This window comes from Peribacillus sp. NPDC097264 (genome assembly GCF_050277925.1).
GTDB lineage: Bacteria > Bacillota > Bacilli > Bacillales > DSM-1321 > Peribacillus.
On the sequence record NZ_JBNNSR010000001.1, the window covers coordinates 554,510 to 570,373 of the forward strand.

Below are 15,864 nucleotides of genomic sequence, written 5' to 3' on the forward strand. Positions count from 1 at the left end.
ATAGGAGGATGTATTTTATTTTCATCTAAACATTTTCAGTTGTTTATTATTTTTCTATAAAGGGTAAAGATTTCCATTATCACTTTTCCGATCGTTCTATATGTATCTTGTCAAACGTGTCGGTGTCAGGGGGGAAAGAATGAAAAGAAATCATACGATGATGCAATTTTTCGAGTGGCATTTAGAAGCGGATGGAAAGCACTGGGAAAGATTGAAATACGCGGCCCTGAAATTGAAGGATACAGGAATTGACTGTATATGGCTTCCACCTGTTACTAAGGGCCAATCCCTAGAGGATAATGGGTATGGTATTTATGACGGGTACGATTTGGGGGAATTCGACCAAAAAGGTACCGTGCGTACTAAATACGGGACAAAGGAAGAATTGCATCAGGCGATTGCCGCCTGTCATAACTACGGGCTATGCGTATATATCGACCTGGTCATGAACCATAAGGCTGGGGCTGATGGAACTGAAAAGTTCGAAGTCATCGAAGTCAATCCAGAGAATAGGATGGAAGACATATCGGAACCATTTGAAATAGAGGGATGGACAACATTCGATTTTCCCGGACGTAATAATCAGTACTCCTCTTTTAAATGGGACCATACTCATTTTAATGGAACAGACTATGACGCCAAACATGACAAAATGGGCGTTTACCGGATAACAGGCGAAAATAAGCATTGGAGTAAGCATGTCATTAATGAATTTGGGAACTACGATTACCTGATGTTTGCCAACATTGACTACAGTCTTCCAGAAGTTCGGCAGGAGATGATCACCTGGGGAAAATGGATGGTCGACACATTGAAATGCGATGGTTTTCGTTTAGATGCTGTAAAGCACATTGATTATGAATTCATCAATGAATTTTTACAAGAACTCATCCCTTACACAAAGGAACATTTCTTTATGGTGGGTGAATTCTGGAAGGCAGACGTAAATGCCTGTCAAACTTTTTTAGACCAAACGAATCATGACCTCAATCTATTCGATGTTTCCTTGCATTATAAATTTCACGAAGCCTCAAAAGCAGGATCTGACTTCGATCTCTCAACCATCTTTGATCATACCCTCGTTCAAACTAATCCGGCACAGGCCGTCACTTTTGTCGATAATCATGACTCTCAGCCCCATGAATCACTTGAATCATGGGTTAAGGATTGGTTCAAACCCTCGGCATATGCCCTAATCCTGCTTAGACTTTGTGGTTACCCTTGTGTCTTTTATGGAGATTACTATGGAATTGGCGGTCCTTCCCCGGTTCCCGGTAAAAAAGACATTATCGACCGGCTCCTGCATGCAAGGTATGAAAAAGCCTATGGTGAGCAAAAGGATTATTTCGATGATCCCCATACAATCGGTTGGGTTCGCCTAGGCGTAGAAGAGCTAGAAGGCTCGGGATGTGCCGTCGTCGTCTCCAACAGCGATCAAAACAGTGAGAAAAGGATGTTTGTTGGCGAGCACCGCGCCGGTGAAATCTGGACCGACCTAACCTTCCATAGAGATGACCACATTACGATAGAGGAAGATGGGTATGCAACGTTTCCCGTTCATGGAAAAAGCGTATCCGTTTGGGCACTCAATCAATAAGGGATTTGCCTCCTACAGCAAAAACAGTAAGGTTCATCATCATCCTACTGTTTTTGCTGTTGTTTCTCATGGAAAAAGAAACCCCCATTACACCATTTCAAGCATGCCCGAAGATTTCTCCATCCACAGCAACCATGGTAAGATAAGGGAAAAGGAGTTGGATGAATCATGAAAGATAAAATCATTGAGAGGTTTACATCTTATGTGAAGGTGGATACACAATCAAACGAGGATGTTTCCAGTTGTCCTTCCACAGCTGGGCAACTGCATTTAGCCCAACAGTTGGTGGAGGAGTTACAAGCTATCGGAATGTCCGATGTCACCATTGATGAAAATGGTTATGTCATGGCAACTTTGCCTGCCAATTCAGAAAAGCAGGTTCCGACAATCGGCTTCCTGGCCCATGTGGATACGGCAACGGATTTCACAGGGAAAGATGTGAAACCTCAGATCATTGAAGCCTATGATGGTAGTGACCTCCTATTACATAGAACATTGAATGTCATTCTATCACCTGATGACTTTCCCTCCCTTCATGACTACAAAGGACACACATTAATCACGACGGATGGAACAACCCTTCTTGGGGCGGATAATAAAGCAGGCATCGCTGAGATCATGACGGCTATGGACTATTTACTTCAACATCCAGAAATCAAGCATGGAAGAATCCGCGTGGCCTTCACTCCCGATGAGGAAATTGGAAGAGGTCCCCATAAATTTGACGTGGAAGCCTTCAATGCCCAATTTGCTTACACAGTGGACGGTGGCCCGCTTGGTGAACTCGAATATGAAAGCTTTAATGCTGCGTCTGCCAAGATTACCATAAAGGGCACGAACATCCACCCGGGCACAGCCAAGGGAAAAATGGTCAACTCCGCTAAAATAGCCATGGAGCTACATAGCAAACTGCCTGTTAACGAAGCACCGGAATACACAGAAGGATATGAAGGCTTTTATCATCTTAGCTCATTCCATGGAGACGTAGAAGAAACTAAACTATCCTATATCATCCGGGATTTCGATAAGCAAAAATTTAATGATCGTAAAAACTTCATCAAGCAAATTGTCGCCGAGTTAAGTGATAAGTATGGACATGAACAAGTCAAACTGGAATTGACTGACCAATACTACAATATGAAAGAAAAAATAGAACCGGTCAAAGAAATCGTCGATATCGCATACGAAGCCATGGAAAGGCTCGGGATTGAACCAAAAATCTCTCCAATCCGTGGAGGGACAGATGGGTCTCAGCTCTCTTATATGGGACTGCCTACCCCTAATATCTTTACAGGCGGCGAAAGCTTCCATGGAAAATATGAATTCATCTCCATCGATAATATGGTGAAAGCAACAAATGTCATTATTGGAATTGCTTCAATCTTTGAGGAAAAGGCGGTTTAATCGCTTTAACCACACGCGAAAAGCCCAGACTCTATACAGTCTGGGCTTTTGCATGTGGAGTATTCTTATAGTGCACGTGACCAATGTCGATGTTGGGCAATCGCCTCAATGAAACTAGCAGTGGATTTACCCTCTGCATCTGCAGTAATCGTGACAACTCCTGTAATAGGATCACCTGCTGGTATTCCTGCCTGGATCAGAATATCGGCTGCTTCTGTCCCTGCCCCAATTGCTTTGAAATGGTTATAAGCTTCGTCAACAAAATAGATGGCATCTTTTACAGCTTTCAATTGCTCAATGCTTTTCTTGCCACCCGCCACATAAACGGCATCATATAAAACCGAGTCCGCAGTCAGGAAGCTTTGACTCACCTCTAGTTGTTGCCCTTCTTCACTCGTAATCATTCCGCGATTCGTACTGATGATTTCAGCCATGATTCCAGCTGTTTTAAATGCGTCCATGACTTGGTCCATTTCAGAGCCCTTAAATCCATCGGCAGCCAATACAGCCACTTTACGCGTTGCAGGCGTAATGATCTTATTTTGCTCCTGGCTTAAAGCCGGTGAAGCCAATTCTACTTCCGATTCATTTTTATTGGTAGGAGGGTTTACACCGACTCCTTCCGCAATTTTTTCAGCCAATTTCAAGTCCACATTGCTGAACATCTCAACAATTTGTTGTTGGAGATCTTTACTTTTCACTTTACCCACTTCAAAATGGAAAGCTTCGATTATATGTTCTTTTTCCACGTCCGTCATACTATTCCAGAATAGTTTCGCTTGGCTGTAATGATCTTTAAAGCTTTCACTACGCTGACGCACTTTTCGGCCATCTACCTTCTCTTGGTAGTGAGCATATCCACCTTCCGCTTCCGATGCAGGTTCGGGAGAGTTATTGGCTAGCCCATTTTTATGGTAGCTGACTTGTCCTTGGTTGATCGTCATGCGATGCATACCATCACGTTGATTATTGTTAACCGGTGCTACTGAGCGGTTAATCGGAATCTCATGGAAATTCGGTCCACCCAAACGTGAAAGCTGGGTATCTGTATACGAGAATAGTCGTCCTTGAAGCAACGGATCATTGGAAAAATCAATGCCCGGTACGACATGCCCAGGGTGAAAAGCGATTTGTTCCGTCTCGGCGAAGAAATTATCCGTATTTTGGTTCAATACCATTTTCCCGATAATTTTCACTGGAATCTGTTCTTCCGGCCATAGTTTCGTAGGATCTAGGATGTCGAAGTCGAAGTTGAATTCATCTTCCTCCTTAATCATTTGCACACCAAATTCGAACTCGGGGTAATTTCCTGCTTCAATCGCTTCCCACAAGTCTTGACGGTGGAAATCAGAATTTTTCCCGGCAATCTTCTGAGCCTCGTCCCATACAAGGGATTTCACACCAAGAACAGGCTTCCAATGGAACTTGACGAAATGGGAGACGCCTTCTGCATTCACAAAACGGAAAGTATGGACACCGAATCCTTCCATCATGCGAAAGCTTCTAGGAATGGCTCTATCCGACAAATGCCACATTACCATGTGGGCTGTTTCTTCATTGTTCGCAACAAAATCCCAAAATGTATCATGGGCGCTTGCAGCTTGAGGTATTTCATTATGGGGTTCTGGTTTAACAGCATGGATCAAATCGGGGAATTTAATCGCATCCTGTATGAAAAATACCGGGATATTATTCCCAACCAGGTCATAGTTCCCCTCTTCTGTGTAAAACTTCGTTGAAAATCCACGGACATCCCGGACGGAATCTGCTGAGCCGCGTGAACCCGCTACTGTCGAGTAACGGACAAATACCGGGGTCTTAACAGAAGGGTCTTGGAGAAATTTTGCCTTTGTAAATTCGCCCATTGGCTCATACACCTGGAAATAACCATGTGCGCCTGACCCACGTGCATGTACGATACGCTCAGGAATGCGCTCATGGTCAAAATGGGTCATTTTCTCACGGAAATGAAAGTCCTCCATCAAAGTTGGTCCACGATCCCCCGCCTTCAAGGAATGTTCATCTTCGGAAACTCGCAAACCTTGATTGGTTGTCATCTTTTTCCCGCTATCATCCACTCTATATTGTTCCAACTGTTGGTTCTTGCTTTGTTCATTATCTTTTTTCATCCTTGTCTTCCCTCCGGTACCTTGTCGATAAAAGTCGATGTATAGTCCAAATCATGATGTATGTATGCTAAATAAGTATCTTATTCTTTAATACCACCCTAATTTCATCGATAAACAGGAATCACAAAAGTTATAGGACAAGAGTTCTTTAAAAGCTTAAGACAAATGACGACCAAGAGGGAACTACCCCACTATTCCCTCCATATCTTTTTATAAAAAAATGGCTACGGAGATGCTGTTCTCCATAGCCATTCATTATAACCCTTTGCTTCTTACACTTCGCCTTCCGCAAGCCAAGGGAAAAATCCATCTAGGAATTTCTCGGTCGCAGGCATGAAGTATGAGCCGTAATGATAGTCGGGGTCAAGTGTCATGATTACCCAAGTACCTTTTGTACTAACCTTGTCGATGTATAGGACAGCTCCACCATCTTCCGTTGAAACCAGGATATCTGTCCCTGCCGGAGGCCAATACACCCCGTGTTGATGCCATGTCGCATCGGCAAGTGTAAGATAGCGACTGAATAAATCATGATCGGGACGTTGCAACACTAAACCACTTTTGGCATCCTTATCAAGCCACCACCAAAAGTTCGTTTCTCTGAATTCCCAATTATGGCCTGGTAGCCATTCATTTAACTGTGGTCCAAAGGAAACGATAATCCCTCCCTTATCAGCAAAATCCATTATTTTTTTCATGGATTTCATGAGTAGGCCCATATGCAACTGGGAAGGAAGAAGGATTACATCAAATTCATCTATAGATGTTTTTTCTAAATCGGGAAGATAAATAAGTTTCTCAATGTATTTTCTGTATTTCGGTTCGGTATATGTCCGATTATGTTGCGAACTGCCTCCATCGATGACTGCAATTTTTCTCATCCCATTTCACCTCTCTCCTGAAGCGTTGAATACTCATCCCGTACCCATTGTATGAGTTGTGGACCAATGCGCTTTTTCGTTCCACTTGCATTCATCGCACCAAAAAGGTCACTACCTGCATGAACCAAAATAGTGCCCTTTGTACTATTCCTGTCAATATACGTGATAGGTTCTCCGCCAGGTAAGGTCAACAGAACTTCCGCTCCTTCGGGAATTGGATGGTGCCCCCTTGCGAAAAATCCCGAAACTCCTTTATTATAAGTCATATCATCTTCCTCTACCCCGTCAAAGATTGGATGGTGATGATCGATTGAAACCTCATAATCCTTGTAACTATGAATGGTTTTAGGGATGAAAGAAGAACCTCCAGGTAACCAGTCCAAAAACAAATTCCCACTAAAAACGACAATCTTCTTATCATCCAAAAACTCACGAATGACTTCTTTATGTCTAAATAAGAATTTCTGATCGATTAACCCTTGAACGACCAAGCATTTATAAGGTTTTAAGTCTATATTGGGCAGTTCATATGTATCAACAAAGGTAAAGTCATCCTGATATTGCGGGTCATTCACCCTTGCCTTTCCAAAGTAACTTCCTGTGTCAAGCATCAGAAAGTCCGTTCTATTCTTATTCACTTTTTTTCCTCCTTCGTGTTGCTCTAACTCTAACAATGCTGTTGTGAGACTTTGTGTGAATAGATCCTTAAGGGGTACAAGATTGGGATGCTCCCCTGTACTTTACTGGAAAACCCTATCCGCCAAAGAAGTGACTAAAAGGACTTCCCTATAAGCATAATACGGACTATACAGTAATCGTACTTTAAATTTATCATCATTGATAATCATTATCAATGGAAGTATTTTTTCCTTTTATAAAAAACCTCCAATTATAAAGGTTTCATGTCGATTATTATATTCTAGAATCGATTTATTTATTTTTTGAATAATAAAATTTGTGACTTTAGCAAGAAAAAATCTTAATTCTATAAAGCCATTTCCTTTGGAACCAAAGAAAAAGGATTTCTCCCCATGGAAGAAACCCTTTTTCTTTATTCCCGCTTTGCACACTCTTACAAGCCCTTGCTACTGTCTTTGCGATTCCATTTGAGCAGTTTTGGATCTTTAATTTTCATTTCCTTTTTATTCTCCCAATCCTCTTCCGTTCCGTCAGCCTCATACTCCTTAATTTCTTCAATAATCCATTTCTTCTTATCGGCATTATAAATCATGGAAAAGTCACGCACCGCTTTATAAGAAAGGTCATCCATTTTCTTTTTGTTTTTGAGTTTCATTTTGCTGTGATAGGACACTACAGCTACTGCTTCCGCTCTCCACTGATTATCAAAGTAACTGATATCCAAATCATCCAGATTAATGACGGCCCCTAAATATTGTGAATGTACTTCATCGACATAATTTTTGACCTGTTCAAAGTTTTCCGCAACAATGGAGGTATCATCTTTAATGTCATCCGAAACATTGGTAAGCTTCTTGGTATCAAAACTGCTGGTTTCAAATACGGCCCAGTCATGATTGAAAACATCGACAGCGGACATGACCGATTTTTGTACATCTTTATCATTTCTAGCCAAGGAATCAGGATCCACTACAAGCGTGACTTCCTTAGATCCACCCCAGACATCTATCTTATCCTTTTTCATGAAAGTACCCAGTTTGTTCTTTACTGTAGTGACCGTGTTATACGTCCCAGGCAAAAATGGACCATACGTGCCCTTCTTACTCTCTTTTACGGATTCCTTCAAGTCATCTACAGAAAGGGATAGTTGATCTTCATCATTTTGTCCCGTCACTTTAATGAATCCGGTTTTGACTCTCATTTTGTATTCCTTGAAAATGCCCCATTTTTTCCCCGACTCCACCAAGCTGACTTGCTGGTTGGTTGCCGAAAAATCCTTATCTTCTACTTGTTCATCCAATCCGTCCTTGATGGCATCAAAACTCGAGTCATTTTTGTTTAAGTACGTAGCAAATGCCTTAATGGATGCATTATTTACCACCGTTCCCTTTTTATCAGGATCGAGTAACTCCTTAAGTTGGTCCGTATCTTTCTTTTCAACTGCTTCTGTAAAGGATGCCACTACTTTTTTGGGTTTATTGTTTTGTTGAACGAAAAGCATGGTGACCAAGACCACGGCAATTAAGGCAACAGCGGAGACCCCACTTATAATCCAAGCTTTTTTCGACATATCTCACTGCTCCTTTAATATTTTGATCCTGCAGCAAAAATATTCGTTAATCTTTCTTGACCATCTTGTGATGAATTAACGTTCCACTTTCCATCCTCTTCTATCATATGAATCTTTAAATCTTCGCCTTCTTCTACTTCTTGGTTATTTATGATTTTATCGAATTTAGATATTAAATACTTTTTGGTACCTTTTTCATCGTATTTTTTCGTTTTTTCTCTATATTCATATTGGTATTCTGAAAGGTCTTCATATATGTTTCGCAATGAAACCGTTGAGAATTCAATTAGCACCACGGCTTTTCCATTTGCCTTGGCAGATGTGACCGTTTTAAACTCGGCCTTTTGTGACTGAGCCGATTTATAAGCAGCATAAAGTTTATCTACTTCTTCATCAGTCAATTTCCCCACAAAGTACCTTTTTATTTTCTCTTTGAATACCTTTTTCGCTTCTTCCTGTATAACCGCTTTGTCAGCAGATACTAATTTTTCATAATCACTATTGTCCTTATCCAGGTATATCGAATCAATATAAGCAGCTAACGCTTTCGCCGGGTCTTGAAGGGCATCAAAACTTTCAGCATAATCTGCCGTATTCACCTTAATGATCACTTCTTCAATTTTCTTTTCATAGTCTTCTGAAGCCGCTTTTATCCCTATTTCATACTCTTTATCTTTTTCTACTTCAAAAAAGCCTGTGGTCGTTTTCGTTTTGCCGGCACCCAAATCGCCACTAGACTCAAACTCAATCCCTACGTTGGTGTTATATGCATCTGAAATGGCATTTGTCTCTTCATCGCCATCGTATAACTTAAATCCATCTCTTGTTGAGAGTCGAATGCCATCCTTTGATTTATTACTCAACTTAAATTTAACCGCCAGGACTCCTTTTTCTGTACCTTCTTCAGCCACACCATCATCTTTTCCAAGTAACACAAAAGATGCATCCTCAATGGATACCTCTAAATCCTTATTCTTACTCTTGCTATCGCTCTTTTTTTCCGAAGATCCACTAGAACTGCTGCATGCAGATAACAACAGCATACAAATAAACAATAGCGAAATACCCCTTAACTTAGACACCATCAAAATTCCCCCCTATAAATAAGTAAAAGACCGCACACTTTCCAGCGAGATCTTTGGATAGGGAAAAAGAATACCGAGAACCATTAGTTAATGCAGATCAATGATTTAGACTAGTATGTATTGGATTCTTTTTCCACTTATCTTTATTTACCTCTAATCGACCTACCACAAACCCAAAAACAACCTATTTTATGAATATTTTGGTATAATTTTTATAGTTGAACAGGCATAAAGTATATAGGTCATATCCACTTCTTTACTTTCATGAGCCATTTTAACCATTCCCCTATTAAACCAGAAAGCCCGCTACGATTTTTACCCATAAATTAAAACTGCACACAAAAAAAGATCATCCCTTAGGACGACCTTTATATCAATTGCTAACACTATGTAACTCACGGTAATAAAGCTCTTTCTATCTTCGCACATGTTTTTCGCCGGGAAAACCAAGGATAGGATGTCCAGTGAAGTCTCCGGGTAGCCTCTGATGTGGCACTCCGTAGAAAGGTGAATGTTTCCGTTGTTTCACTAGTATTAGAGCGAAACCGGCCTTACAAGAATCGGAAAAGATATATGTACGTCTTTTCCGATTCTTCCTGCCATTTATCGTTTATTTGCCTCGGAAACCTTCAAAACCTTGCCTTTGACTTTCGTATTCTTCATCACTTTCAAGACCAGCGGACCTTTTCCATTCAATATCTCTACATAGGAAACATTATCCTGAATGGTTATAATGCCGATGTCCTCTGCCTTTACTCCATCTATTTTTGCAATGGTACCCACGAAATCTACGGCCCTGATTTTCTTTTTCTTGCCGCCATTAAAATACAGCTTCATAATTTGTCTGTTAAGCTGTTCACTTTTACTTTTTTTAATTTTTGGCCGTGTCTTTAGCTTCGCTTCAAAATCATTCTTCATGTCCAAGACATATTCTTTTGATGGAGCCGGCATGGTAGGGATCGTAAATCCGATATAGCTTTGAATCTCGGTGAGGAACTTACCTTCGAATGGAGTCACAAATGTGATTGCCTTCCCCTGTTTACCCGCACGTCCTGTTCTACCTGTACGATGGACATAGCTTTCCTTTTCAAGTGGTAGGTCATAATTGATGACATGGGTGATATTATCAATATCAATTCCACGTGCCGCTACATCGGTCGCGACTAGATAGCGGAATTCACCTCTTCTGAACTCGTCCATCACTGCCAGGCGGTCCTCCTGAAGCATCCCTCCATGAATCATATCGCATGGATACTCTAATTCCACTAACTGCTCACATACTTGGTCGACCTTGTCTTTTGTGCGACAGAAAATGATGCAGCTATCTGGATTTTCGACAATCGTAACATCTCTAAGCAGGGTAAACTTGTCATCTTCCTTGACTTCAATAACAGCATGTTCGATTTTTTCAGTCGTTAAGCCGGTTGCCTTTATTTCAATATCCAAAGGTTCCTTCATATATTTATGGCACAGTTTTTTTATGCTATCTGGTAAAGTAGCGGAAAACAGCATCGTCACACGATCCTGCGGCAGTACTTTAATGATGGCTTCCACTTGCTCGATGAATCCCATATTTAACATTTCATCGGCTTCATCGATTACCAAATGGGTTAATCGGTCTAAAGCGAATGTACCTCTTTCAATATGATCAAGGACACGTCCAGGCGTACCCACAACCACGTGGCTCTTTTGCTTCAACTCCGCTTTTTGCTGGGCAAAGGGAGACTTCCCATATACCGCAGTTGCTTTAATCCGTTTAAATCGACCAATATTCGTAATGTCCTCCTTAATCTGTACGGCAAGCTCTCGCGTTGGTGTTAAAATGAGCGCCTGTGGCTTATTCTCCTGCCAATCGACCATATCACAGAGCGGTATGCCGAATGCAGCCGTTTTTCCGCTTCCCGTTTGCGACTTCACGACCAGGTCCCTTTTTTGCAAAGCAACAGGAATCACTTCACGTTGCACTTCCGTTGGATGCTGATAGCCTAGGCTTTCCAACGCCCGAACGATTTCATCACTTAATTTATAATCAATAAACTTAATTTCAGTCATATAACAGCCTCTTTTATTGTTTAGTATCTTGCTTTATTGTTTCCGTAATTGTTATTTCCTTATACTAAATTCTATTATACGCGATATGCATCAATAAACCTTATAATTCCTAAACCAATTCCCGCTTCAAAGACTTCCTTTCATGCCATCCGGGTATAATACTTTTTGAAAGACAAATAATAAGATGGTTCGATATATACTCAAAACAGCAAATCCAGTATAGAATTCATAATCAACAGTTATTGATTAATCAAAATGGATTATAAGCTTAATAATGTGCTAAAATATGTATGTAATGAATCAGTTAAATAACCTTAAAAGGAGAGATTAATGATGATAATCGTAGCGAATAAAATCAAAGTAAAAAAAGGAATGGGAGCAGTAATGGCACCAGGCTTTACGGCACCAGGCCCTCTAGATACGACAGAAGGCTTCGTTAAAGTTGAAGTATTGTTAACACAAAACTTAACGGACTACGACGAACTAAACGTGAATATGTACTGGGAAAACATGGACAGCTTTACTGCATGGAGAAACAGTGACGCGTTTAAAGCTGCACATAAACGTCCAGAACCTTCTTCAGATGAAGCTAAAAAAGAATCACCAATTATCGGTAGCGAAATTGTCACATATGAAATCGCTTCTGTAAAAGAAATCGCTAAATAATCAACTTCTCATTTAAATGAGGCTGTATCCTTACAGCCCCATTTTTCTTGTTTTTAGAAGCATGGCCGTTCATCTTTCAGCATAAAAAAACAGTATGTGTGCAAAAACATACTGTTTTTTCTATACATGGGGCCTTTCTCAGTTGGCCTCTGCTTTTTTGATTTGTTTACTTCTTAACTGACCACAGGCAGCATCTATATCCGTACCATGTTCCTGACGGATTTTACAATTCACGCCTCGTTTTTTCAGCGTATCATAAAATGCTAGCACTGACTCCTTCTCGCTTCTTTGATATTGACTGTGTTCATCTACAGGGTTATATGGAATCAAGTTTACATATAAACGATGTTTCTTGTCATCAAGCAATTCGGCAAGTTGTTCGGCTTCTTCTCGATGATCGTTGACGTCCCTCAATAGGATATACTCAATCGTAATTCTACGATTCGTTTTTTCCAAGTAATAATCCAATGACTTCATTAATTTTTCGATTGGAATGCCACGATTTATTTTCATGATTCTCGTTCTTAGTTCATTATTCGGGGCATGTAAAGAAATGGCCAAATTAACCTGTAATTGAGTATCGGTGAATTCATAGATTTTATTAGCCAGCCCACTCGTGGAAACAGTAATGCGTCTTGCTGCAATAGCCAACCCTTTATGGTCCATGATGACCTTCAAAAAGTCGATCATATTATCGAAATTATCAAAAGGCTCGCCAATCCCCATTACGACTACATGACTGACGATATCCCCTTGTCCCAACTGATCAAGATGGAGTTGAACATTCATGATCTGTTCCACTATTTCTCCAGCAGTTAAGTCACGGCTCTTCGCTAATAAACCGCTTGCGCAAAAACTACAGCCTATATTACAGCCTACTTGGGTAGTGACACAAACGGATATCCCATACTTATGGCGCATCATGACCGTTTCAATCAGGTTACCATCCAGTAATTTGAATAGAAACTTGATTGTCCCATCCGCCGACTCCTGTTTAACATGTTCAGTCAAAGTCTGGATGACAAAGTTTTCTTCCATCAGTTGAATGCACTCTTTATTAACATCTGTCATTTCAGAGAAATCCGTAACGCGCGTCCGATAAAGCCATTCCCAGACTTGGGTTGCCCGGAATTTTTTATGGCCATGCTCCAAAAGCCAAGCTGTCAATTGTTCAAATGTTAATCCATAAATGGACTCTTTATTCATATGGTTACCCTCTTTTCATAACGTTAAGATTAAATTCTTTACCTAGCTAACGCTACCACCCATCATCGATTGGGTGATTATTTATGGTATGGCTCATTTCTATTTATCCGAAACGCCCGATAGATCTGTTCCAACAAAACTAACTTCATGAGTTGATGCGGAAAGGTCATTTTAGAAAAAGAAAGGGCATAATCGCTTCTAGAAATCACATCGGCACTAAGCCCCAGTGAACCACCAATAATAAAGGCAAGTTTGCTTTTTCCATAAGTGGCAAGTTGGTCAATATGGGTCGCAAGTTGCTCAGAAGTGAGCTGCTTCCCATTGATTTCAAGCGTAATCACATAAGTATCCTGGCTGATTTTCGCCAAGATCCGTTCACCTTCTCTTTGCTTGACGATATCCATATCCGCTGCACTCAAGTTTTCTGGTGCCTTTTCATCAGGCACTTCTATAAAATCTATATTAGCATAGGCTCCTAGCCGTTTTGTATATTCGGCCATTCCTTGCTTTAAGTATTTTTCTTTGAGCTTGCCAACCGTAATGATCGTTATCTTCATATATATCCTCTGACTTTCCATATGTTTTTAGTTCAATTGTTGGAAGTACCTCCTATTATCATACCTTAGAGAGACCCATAAACAAAACAAGCAAATCCTTTCCAAATCCAAAAGTTAAGATTTAAGAGACTTCCCTATAAAGAATATTGGACTATATTTGCTTCCTAAATAACAAAAAACCAGCCCTTCTAAAAGAAAGTGCCGGTGGTTTTTCATTATGACTTTTTCCAGTATTTTAGTCTTTCCAAATAGGTTACGAACAGGTTATCCACAAAACTTATCCACATATCCACAATTTCTATCCACATCTTGTATGGGAATATTAGTTCCCTACTAGATATATTGCCACGTTTCGACAATATTCACAGGTTGTTGATAACTTATTTTCTTCTGAAACCAGCGTTAATAACGGATACGTTTCACACTCATATACAACTTCATCGAGCGCCATATCAACGTGTTCCTGACAACAATATAGGTTCATTCCTCATTCTCCTTTTCATTTTTTATTGGCCAATCTATTGATGCCACTTATCCACAATTCATTTAGTATTCATCATATTCGGCAAAATATCCACAAGTAATGGTATCAAACGATAATAAAAACACAAGCAAAAAAACAGGGAAAGCAAAACTCCCCTGCTTTATTGCTTTTAGATTTCTCCACTTGAAAGCTTAATTTCTGCGGTTTCCTTTTTTCCGTCTCGGTAATAAGTGATTTTTACAGTGTCACCAATTTTCTTTTCATTGTACAGGTACTTCCTTAATTCAACGATATCATGAATTTTTTCATTATCCATACCAACAATTACATCAAATTCCTCTAGGCCTGCTTTTGCCGCTGGTGAGTTACTTTGAACGCCAGTCACAGCCACACCAGAGGTTACTTTGTTTGGCAATTTTAATGTATTCTGCTGATGATACTGTGAAATTTCCTCAACTGATGCCAGATTGACACCTAAGTAGGCACGTTTCACTTCACCATATTTCTCAATATCACTGATAATAGGAATCGCTGAATCAATCGGGATGGATAGACCAATGCCTTCTACAGCATTTTCCGCAATCTTCATGGAATTGATCCCAATGACCTGACCGGACATGTTTACGAGGGCCCCGCCACTATTTCCTGGGTTAATCGCCGCATCGGTTTGGATAACTTCTGCATTCCAGTCTACCTGTCCGTCCTCATCGATATCCACTTCAATGGTACGCTCTACTCCTGAGATGATTCCTTGTGTAACGGATCCAGAGAATTGAAGTCCTAATGGGTTACCGATCGCTATGACGGGTTCACCTGGCTTTAATTTTTCGGTTGTGCCAAACTCTGCTACCGTCTTAACTTTATCCGCTTCCACTACCACGACAGCTAAATCCGTCCAAGGGTCACTTCCTTGTAGCTCGGCAGGTAGCTTGGTTCCATCACTTAACGTGACCTCTAACTCATTAGCATTCTCGATAACATGATTGTTCGTGACAATATAGGCTTTGCCACCATCCTTTTTATATACGACTCCAGATCCAGTACCCGCTTCGGCTGAACTGCTTTCGTTTCCTTTTCCGCCCCAGAAGGAAGTTTCCTGAATATTGGAGATGCCAACAACTGCATCGCTTGCCTTATCAACCGCACCCGTAACAGCACTTGTGACCTCTACGGAAACTTTCTGCTGAATTGGCTTGGCCTCTTCACCATCCGTTGATTTTTCCGTCTGGTTTGGGTTTATTTCATCATTTAATACCCCACCGCCCGGGAATGCTAATAAAATCAGCAGAGCCCCAATGATGGCGCCTCCTAAGCCTGATAGAAAATAACCTGTACGGCTTCCTTTTTTCTGTTTATTTTGGTTCTCTTCGTTCTCCAAGACCGCTCCATCCTCTCTTTTTAGGAATGAATTATAGCAATTACTAGTGTTTGATATCCACCCTTAATTATACTCAATTAACAAGAAATATCTAAAAAAATGTATGCCATATTTAGCTTACTGGTATTATCCCCTACAGGTAGACGGAGTAAAAAGAGAACATGATAAAATGTTCTTAACAGTCTATCTGGGAGGGGATTTTTCTATGGCAAAAAA

13 protein-coding genes are annotated in these 15,864 nt (G+C 40.6%); 3 read left to right on the forward strand and 10 right to left on the reverse strand.

The features are described from left to right. Positions 1-139 precede the first annotated feature (139 nt). Both ACQKL0_RS02660 and pepT read left to right on the forward strand, forming a co-directional pair. Positions 140-1,597, forward strand: a complete 1,458-nt coding sequence (locus ACQKL0_RS02660) for an alpha-amylase (RefSeq protein WP_402870020.1) — start codon at positions 140-142, stop codon at positions 1,595-1,597. 168 nt (positions 1,598-1,765) lie between these two features. Then, entirely contained in the window at positions 1,766-3,001 is a 1,236-nt protein-coding gene (gene pepT / locus ACQKL0_RS02665; RefSeq protein ID WP_427686026.1) for a peptidase T, read from the forward strand. A 65-nt stretch (positions 3,002-3,066) separates the two neighbouring features. On the opposite strand, the gene ACQKL0_RS02670 is transcribed toward pepT, so the two are convergent. The 6 genes from ACQKL0_RS02670 to ACQKL0_RS02695 all read right to left on the reverse strand — a co-directional run bounded on the left by ACQKL0_RS02670 (position 3,067) and on the right by ACQKL0_RS02695 (position 11,357). Next, complete coding sequence (locus ACQKL0_RS02670) at positions 3,067-5,130, reverse strand: catalase (RefSeq protein WP_427686027.1); 2,064 nt, start codon at positions 5,128-5,130, stop codon at positions 3,067-3,069. 272 nt (positions 5,131-5,402) lie between these two features. Next, positions 5,403-6,011, reverse strand: coding sequence for a hypothetical protein (locus ACQKL0_RS02675; protein WP_427686029.1), 609 nt, complete (start codon positions 6,009-6,011; stop codon positions 5,403-5,405). Next, on the reverse strand, positions 6,008-6,649 hold the full coding sequence (locus tag ACQKL0_RS02680) for a phosphate starvation-inducible protein PhoH (protein WP_402870009.1): 642 nt from the start codon (positions 6,647-6,649) through the stop codon (positions 6,008-6,010). The genes ACQKL0_RS02675 and ACQKL0_RS02680 overlap by 4 nt, the downstream gene beginning before the upstream one ends. A gap of 434 nt (positions 6,650-7,083) precedes the next feature. Next, positions 7,084-8,220 carry a TcaA second domain-containing protein gene (locus tag ACQKL0_RS02685; RefSeq protein ID WP_402870006.1) on the reverse strand — a complete coding sequence of 379 codons (1,137 nt, stop codon included), beginning with the start codon at positions 8,218-8,220 and terminating at the stop codon, positions 7,084-7,086. Between the two features lie 14 nt (positions 8,221-8,234). Beyond that, positions 8,235-9,305, reverse strand: a complete 1,071-nt coding sequence (locus ACQKL0_RS02690) for a DUF5105 domain-containing protein (protein ID WP_402955062.1) — start codon at positions 9,303-9,305, stop codon at positions 8,235-8,237. A 603-nt stretch (positions 9,306-9,908) separates the two neighbouring features. Continuing rightward, positions 9,909-11,357 carry a DEAD/DEAH box helicase gene (locus ACQKL0_RS02695; protein WP_427686031.1) on the reverse strand — a complete coding sequence of 483 codons (1,449 nt, stop codon included), beginning with the start codon at positions 11,355-11,357 and terminating at the stop codon, positions 9,909-9,911. 333 nt (positions 11,358-11,690) lie between these two features. Here ACQKL0_RS02695 and ACQKL0_RS02700 point away from each other — a divergent pair, with 333 nt between their 5' ends. After that, positions 11,691-12,023 carry a heme oxygenase gene (locus ACQKL0_RS02700; protein ID WP_402869999.1) on the forward strand — a complete coding sequence of 111 codons (333 nt, stop codon included), beginning with the start codon at positions 11,691-11,693 and terminating at the stop codon, positions 12,021-12,023. A 138-nt stretch (positions 12,024-12,161) separates the two neighbouring features. Here ACQKL0_RS02700 and rlmN read toward each other — a convergent pair whose 3' ends face one another. The 4 genes from rlmN to ACQKL0_RS02720 all read right to left on the reverse strand — a co-directional run bounded on the left by rlmN (position 12,162) and on the right by ACQKL0_RS02720 (position 15,648). Continuing rightward, positions 12,162-13,229 carry a 23S rRNA (adenine(2503)-C(2))-methyltransferase RlmN gene (rlmN, locus tag ACQKL0_RS02705; RefSeq protein WP_427686033.1) on the reverse strand — a complete coding sequence of 356 codons (1,068 nt, stop codon included), beginning with the start codon at positions 13,227-13,229 and terminating at the stop codon, positions 12,162-12,164. Between the two features lie 77 nt (positions 13,230-13,306). Then, entirely contained in the window at positions 13,307-13,786 is a 480-nt protein-coding gene (rlmH, locus tag ACQKL0_RS02710; RefSeq protein WP_402955073.1) for a 23S rRNA (pseudouridine(1915)-N(3))-methyltransferase RlmH, read from the reverse strand. A 322-nt stretch (positions 13,787-14,108) separates the two neighbouring features. After that, positions 14,109-14,270, reverse strand: a complete 162-nt coding sequence (locus ACQKL0_RS02715) for a CxxH/CxxC protein (RefSeq protein ID WP_402869992.1) — start codon at positions 14,268-14,270, stop codon at positions 14,109-14,111. 169 nt (positions 14,271-14,439) lie between these two features. Next, entirely contained in the window at positions 14,440-15,648 is a 1,209-nt protein-coding gene (locus ACQKL0_RS02720; protein WP_402991128.1) for a S1C family serine protease, read from the reverse strand. Positions 15,649-15,864: the final 216 nt, after the last annotated feature.

What these genes read in the sequence shown, in the direction of transcription:
- ACQKL0_RS02660 (WP_402870020.1), top strand. Translation starts at nt 140, where the DNA reads ATGAAAAGAAATCATACGATGATGCAATTTTTCGAGTGGCATTTAGAA.
- pepT (WP_427686026.1), top strand. Translation starts at nt 1,766, where the DNA reads ATGAAAGATAAAATCATTGAGAGGTTTACATCTTATGTGAAGGTGGAT.
- ACQKL0_RS02670 (WP_427686027.1), bottom strand. Translation starts at nt 5,130, where the DNA reads ATGAAAAAAGATAATGAACAAAGCAAGAACCAACAGTTGGAACAATAT.
- ACQKL0_RS02675 (WP_427686029.1), bottom strand. Translation starts at nt 6,011, where the DNA reads ATGAGAAAAATTGCAGTCATCGATGGAGGCAGTTCGCAACATAATCGG.
- ACQKL0_RS02685 (WP_402870006.1), bottom strand. Translation starts at nt 8,220, where the DNA reads ATGTCGAAAAAAGCTTGGATTATAAGTGGGGTCTCCGCTGTTGCCTTA.
- ACQKL0_RS02690 (WP_402955062.1), bottom strand. Translation starts at nt 9,305, where the DNA reads ATGGTGTCTAAGTTAAGGGGTATTTCGCTATTGTTTATTTGTATGCTG.
- ACQKL0_RS02695 (WP_427686031.1), bottom strand. Translation starts at nt 11,357, where the DNA reads ATGACTGAAATTAAGTTTATTGATTATAAATTAAGTGATGAAATCGTT.
- ACQKL0_RS02700 (WP_402869999.1), top strand. Translation starts at nt 11,691, where the DNA reads ATGATAATCGTAGCGAATAAAATCAAAGTAAAAAAAGGAATGGGAGCA.
- rlmN (WP_427686033.1), bottom strand. Translation starts at nt 13,229, where the DNA reads ATGAATAAAGAGTCCATTTATGGATTAACATTTGAACAATTGACAGCT.
- rlmH (WP_402955073.1), bottom strand. Translation starts at nt 13,786, where the DNA reads ATGAAGATAACGATCATTACGGTTGGCAAGCTCAAAGAAAAATACTTA.
- ACQKL0_RS02715 (WP_402869992.1), bottom strand. Translation starts at nt 14,270, where the DNA reads ATGAACCTATATTGTTGTCAGGAACACGTTGATATGGCGCTCGATGAA.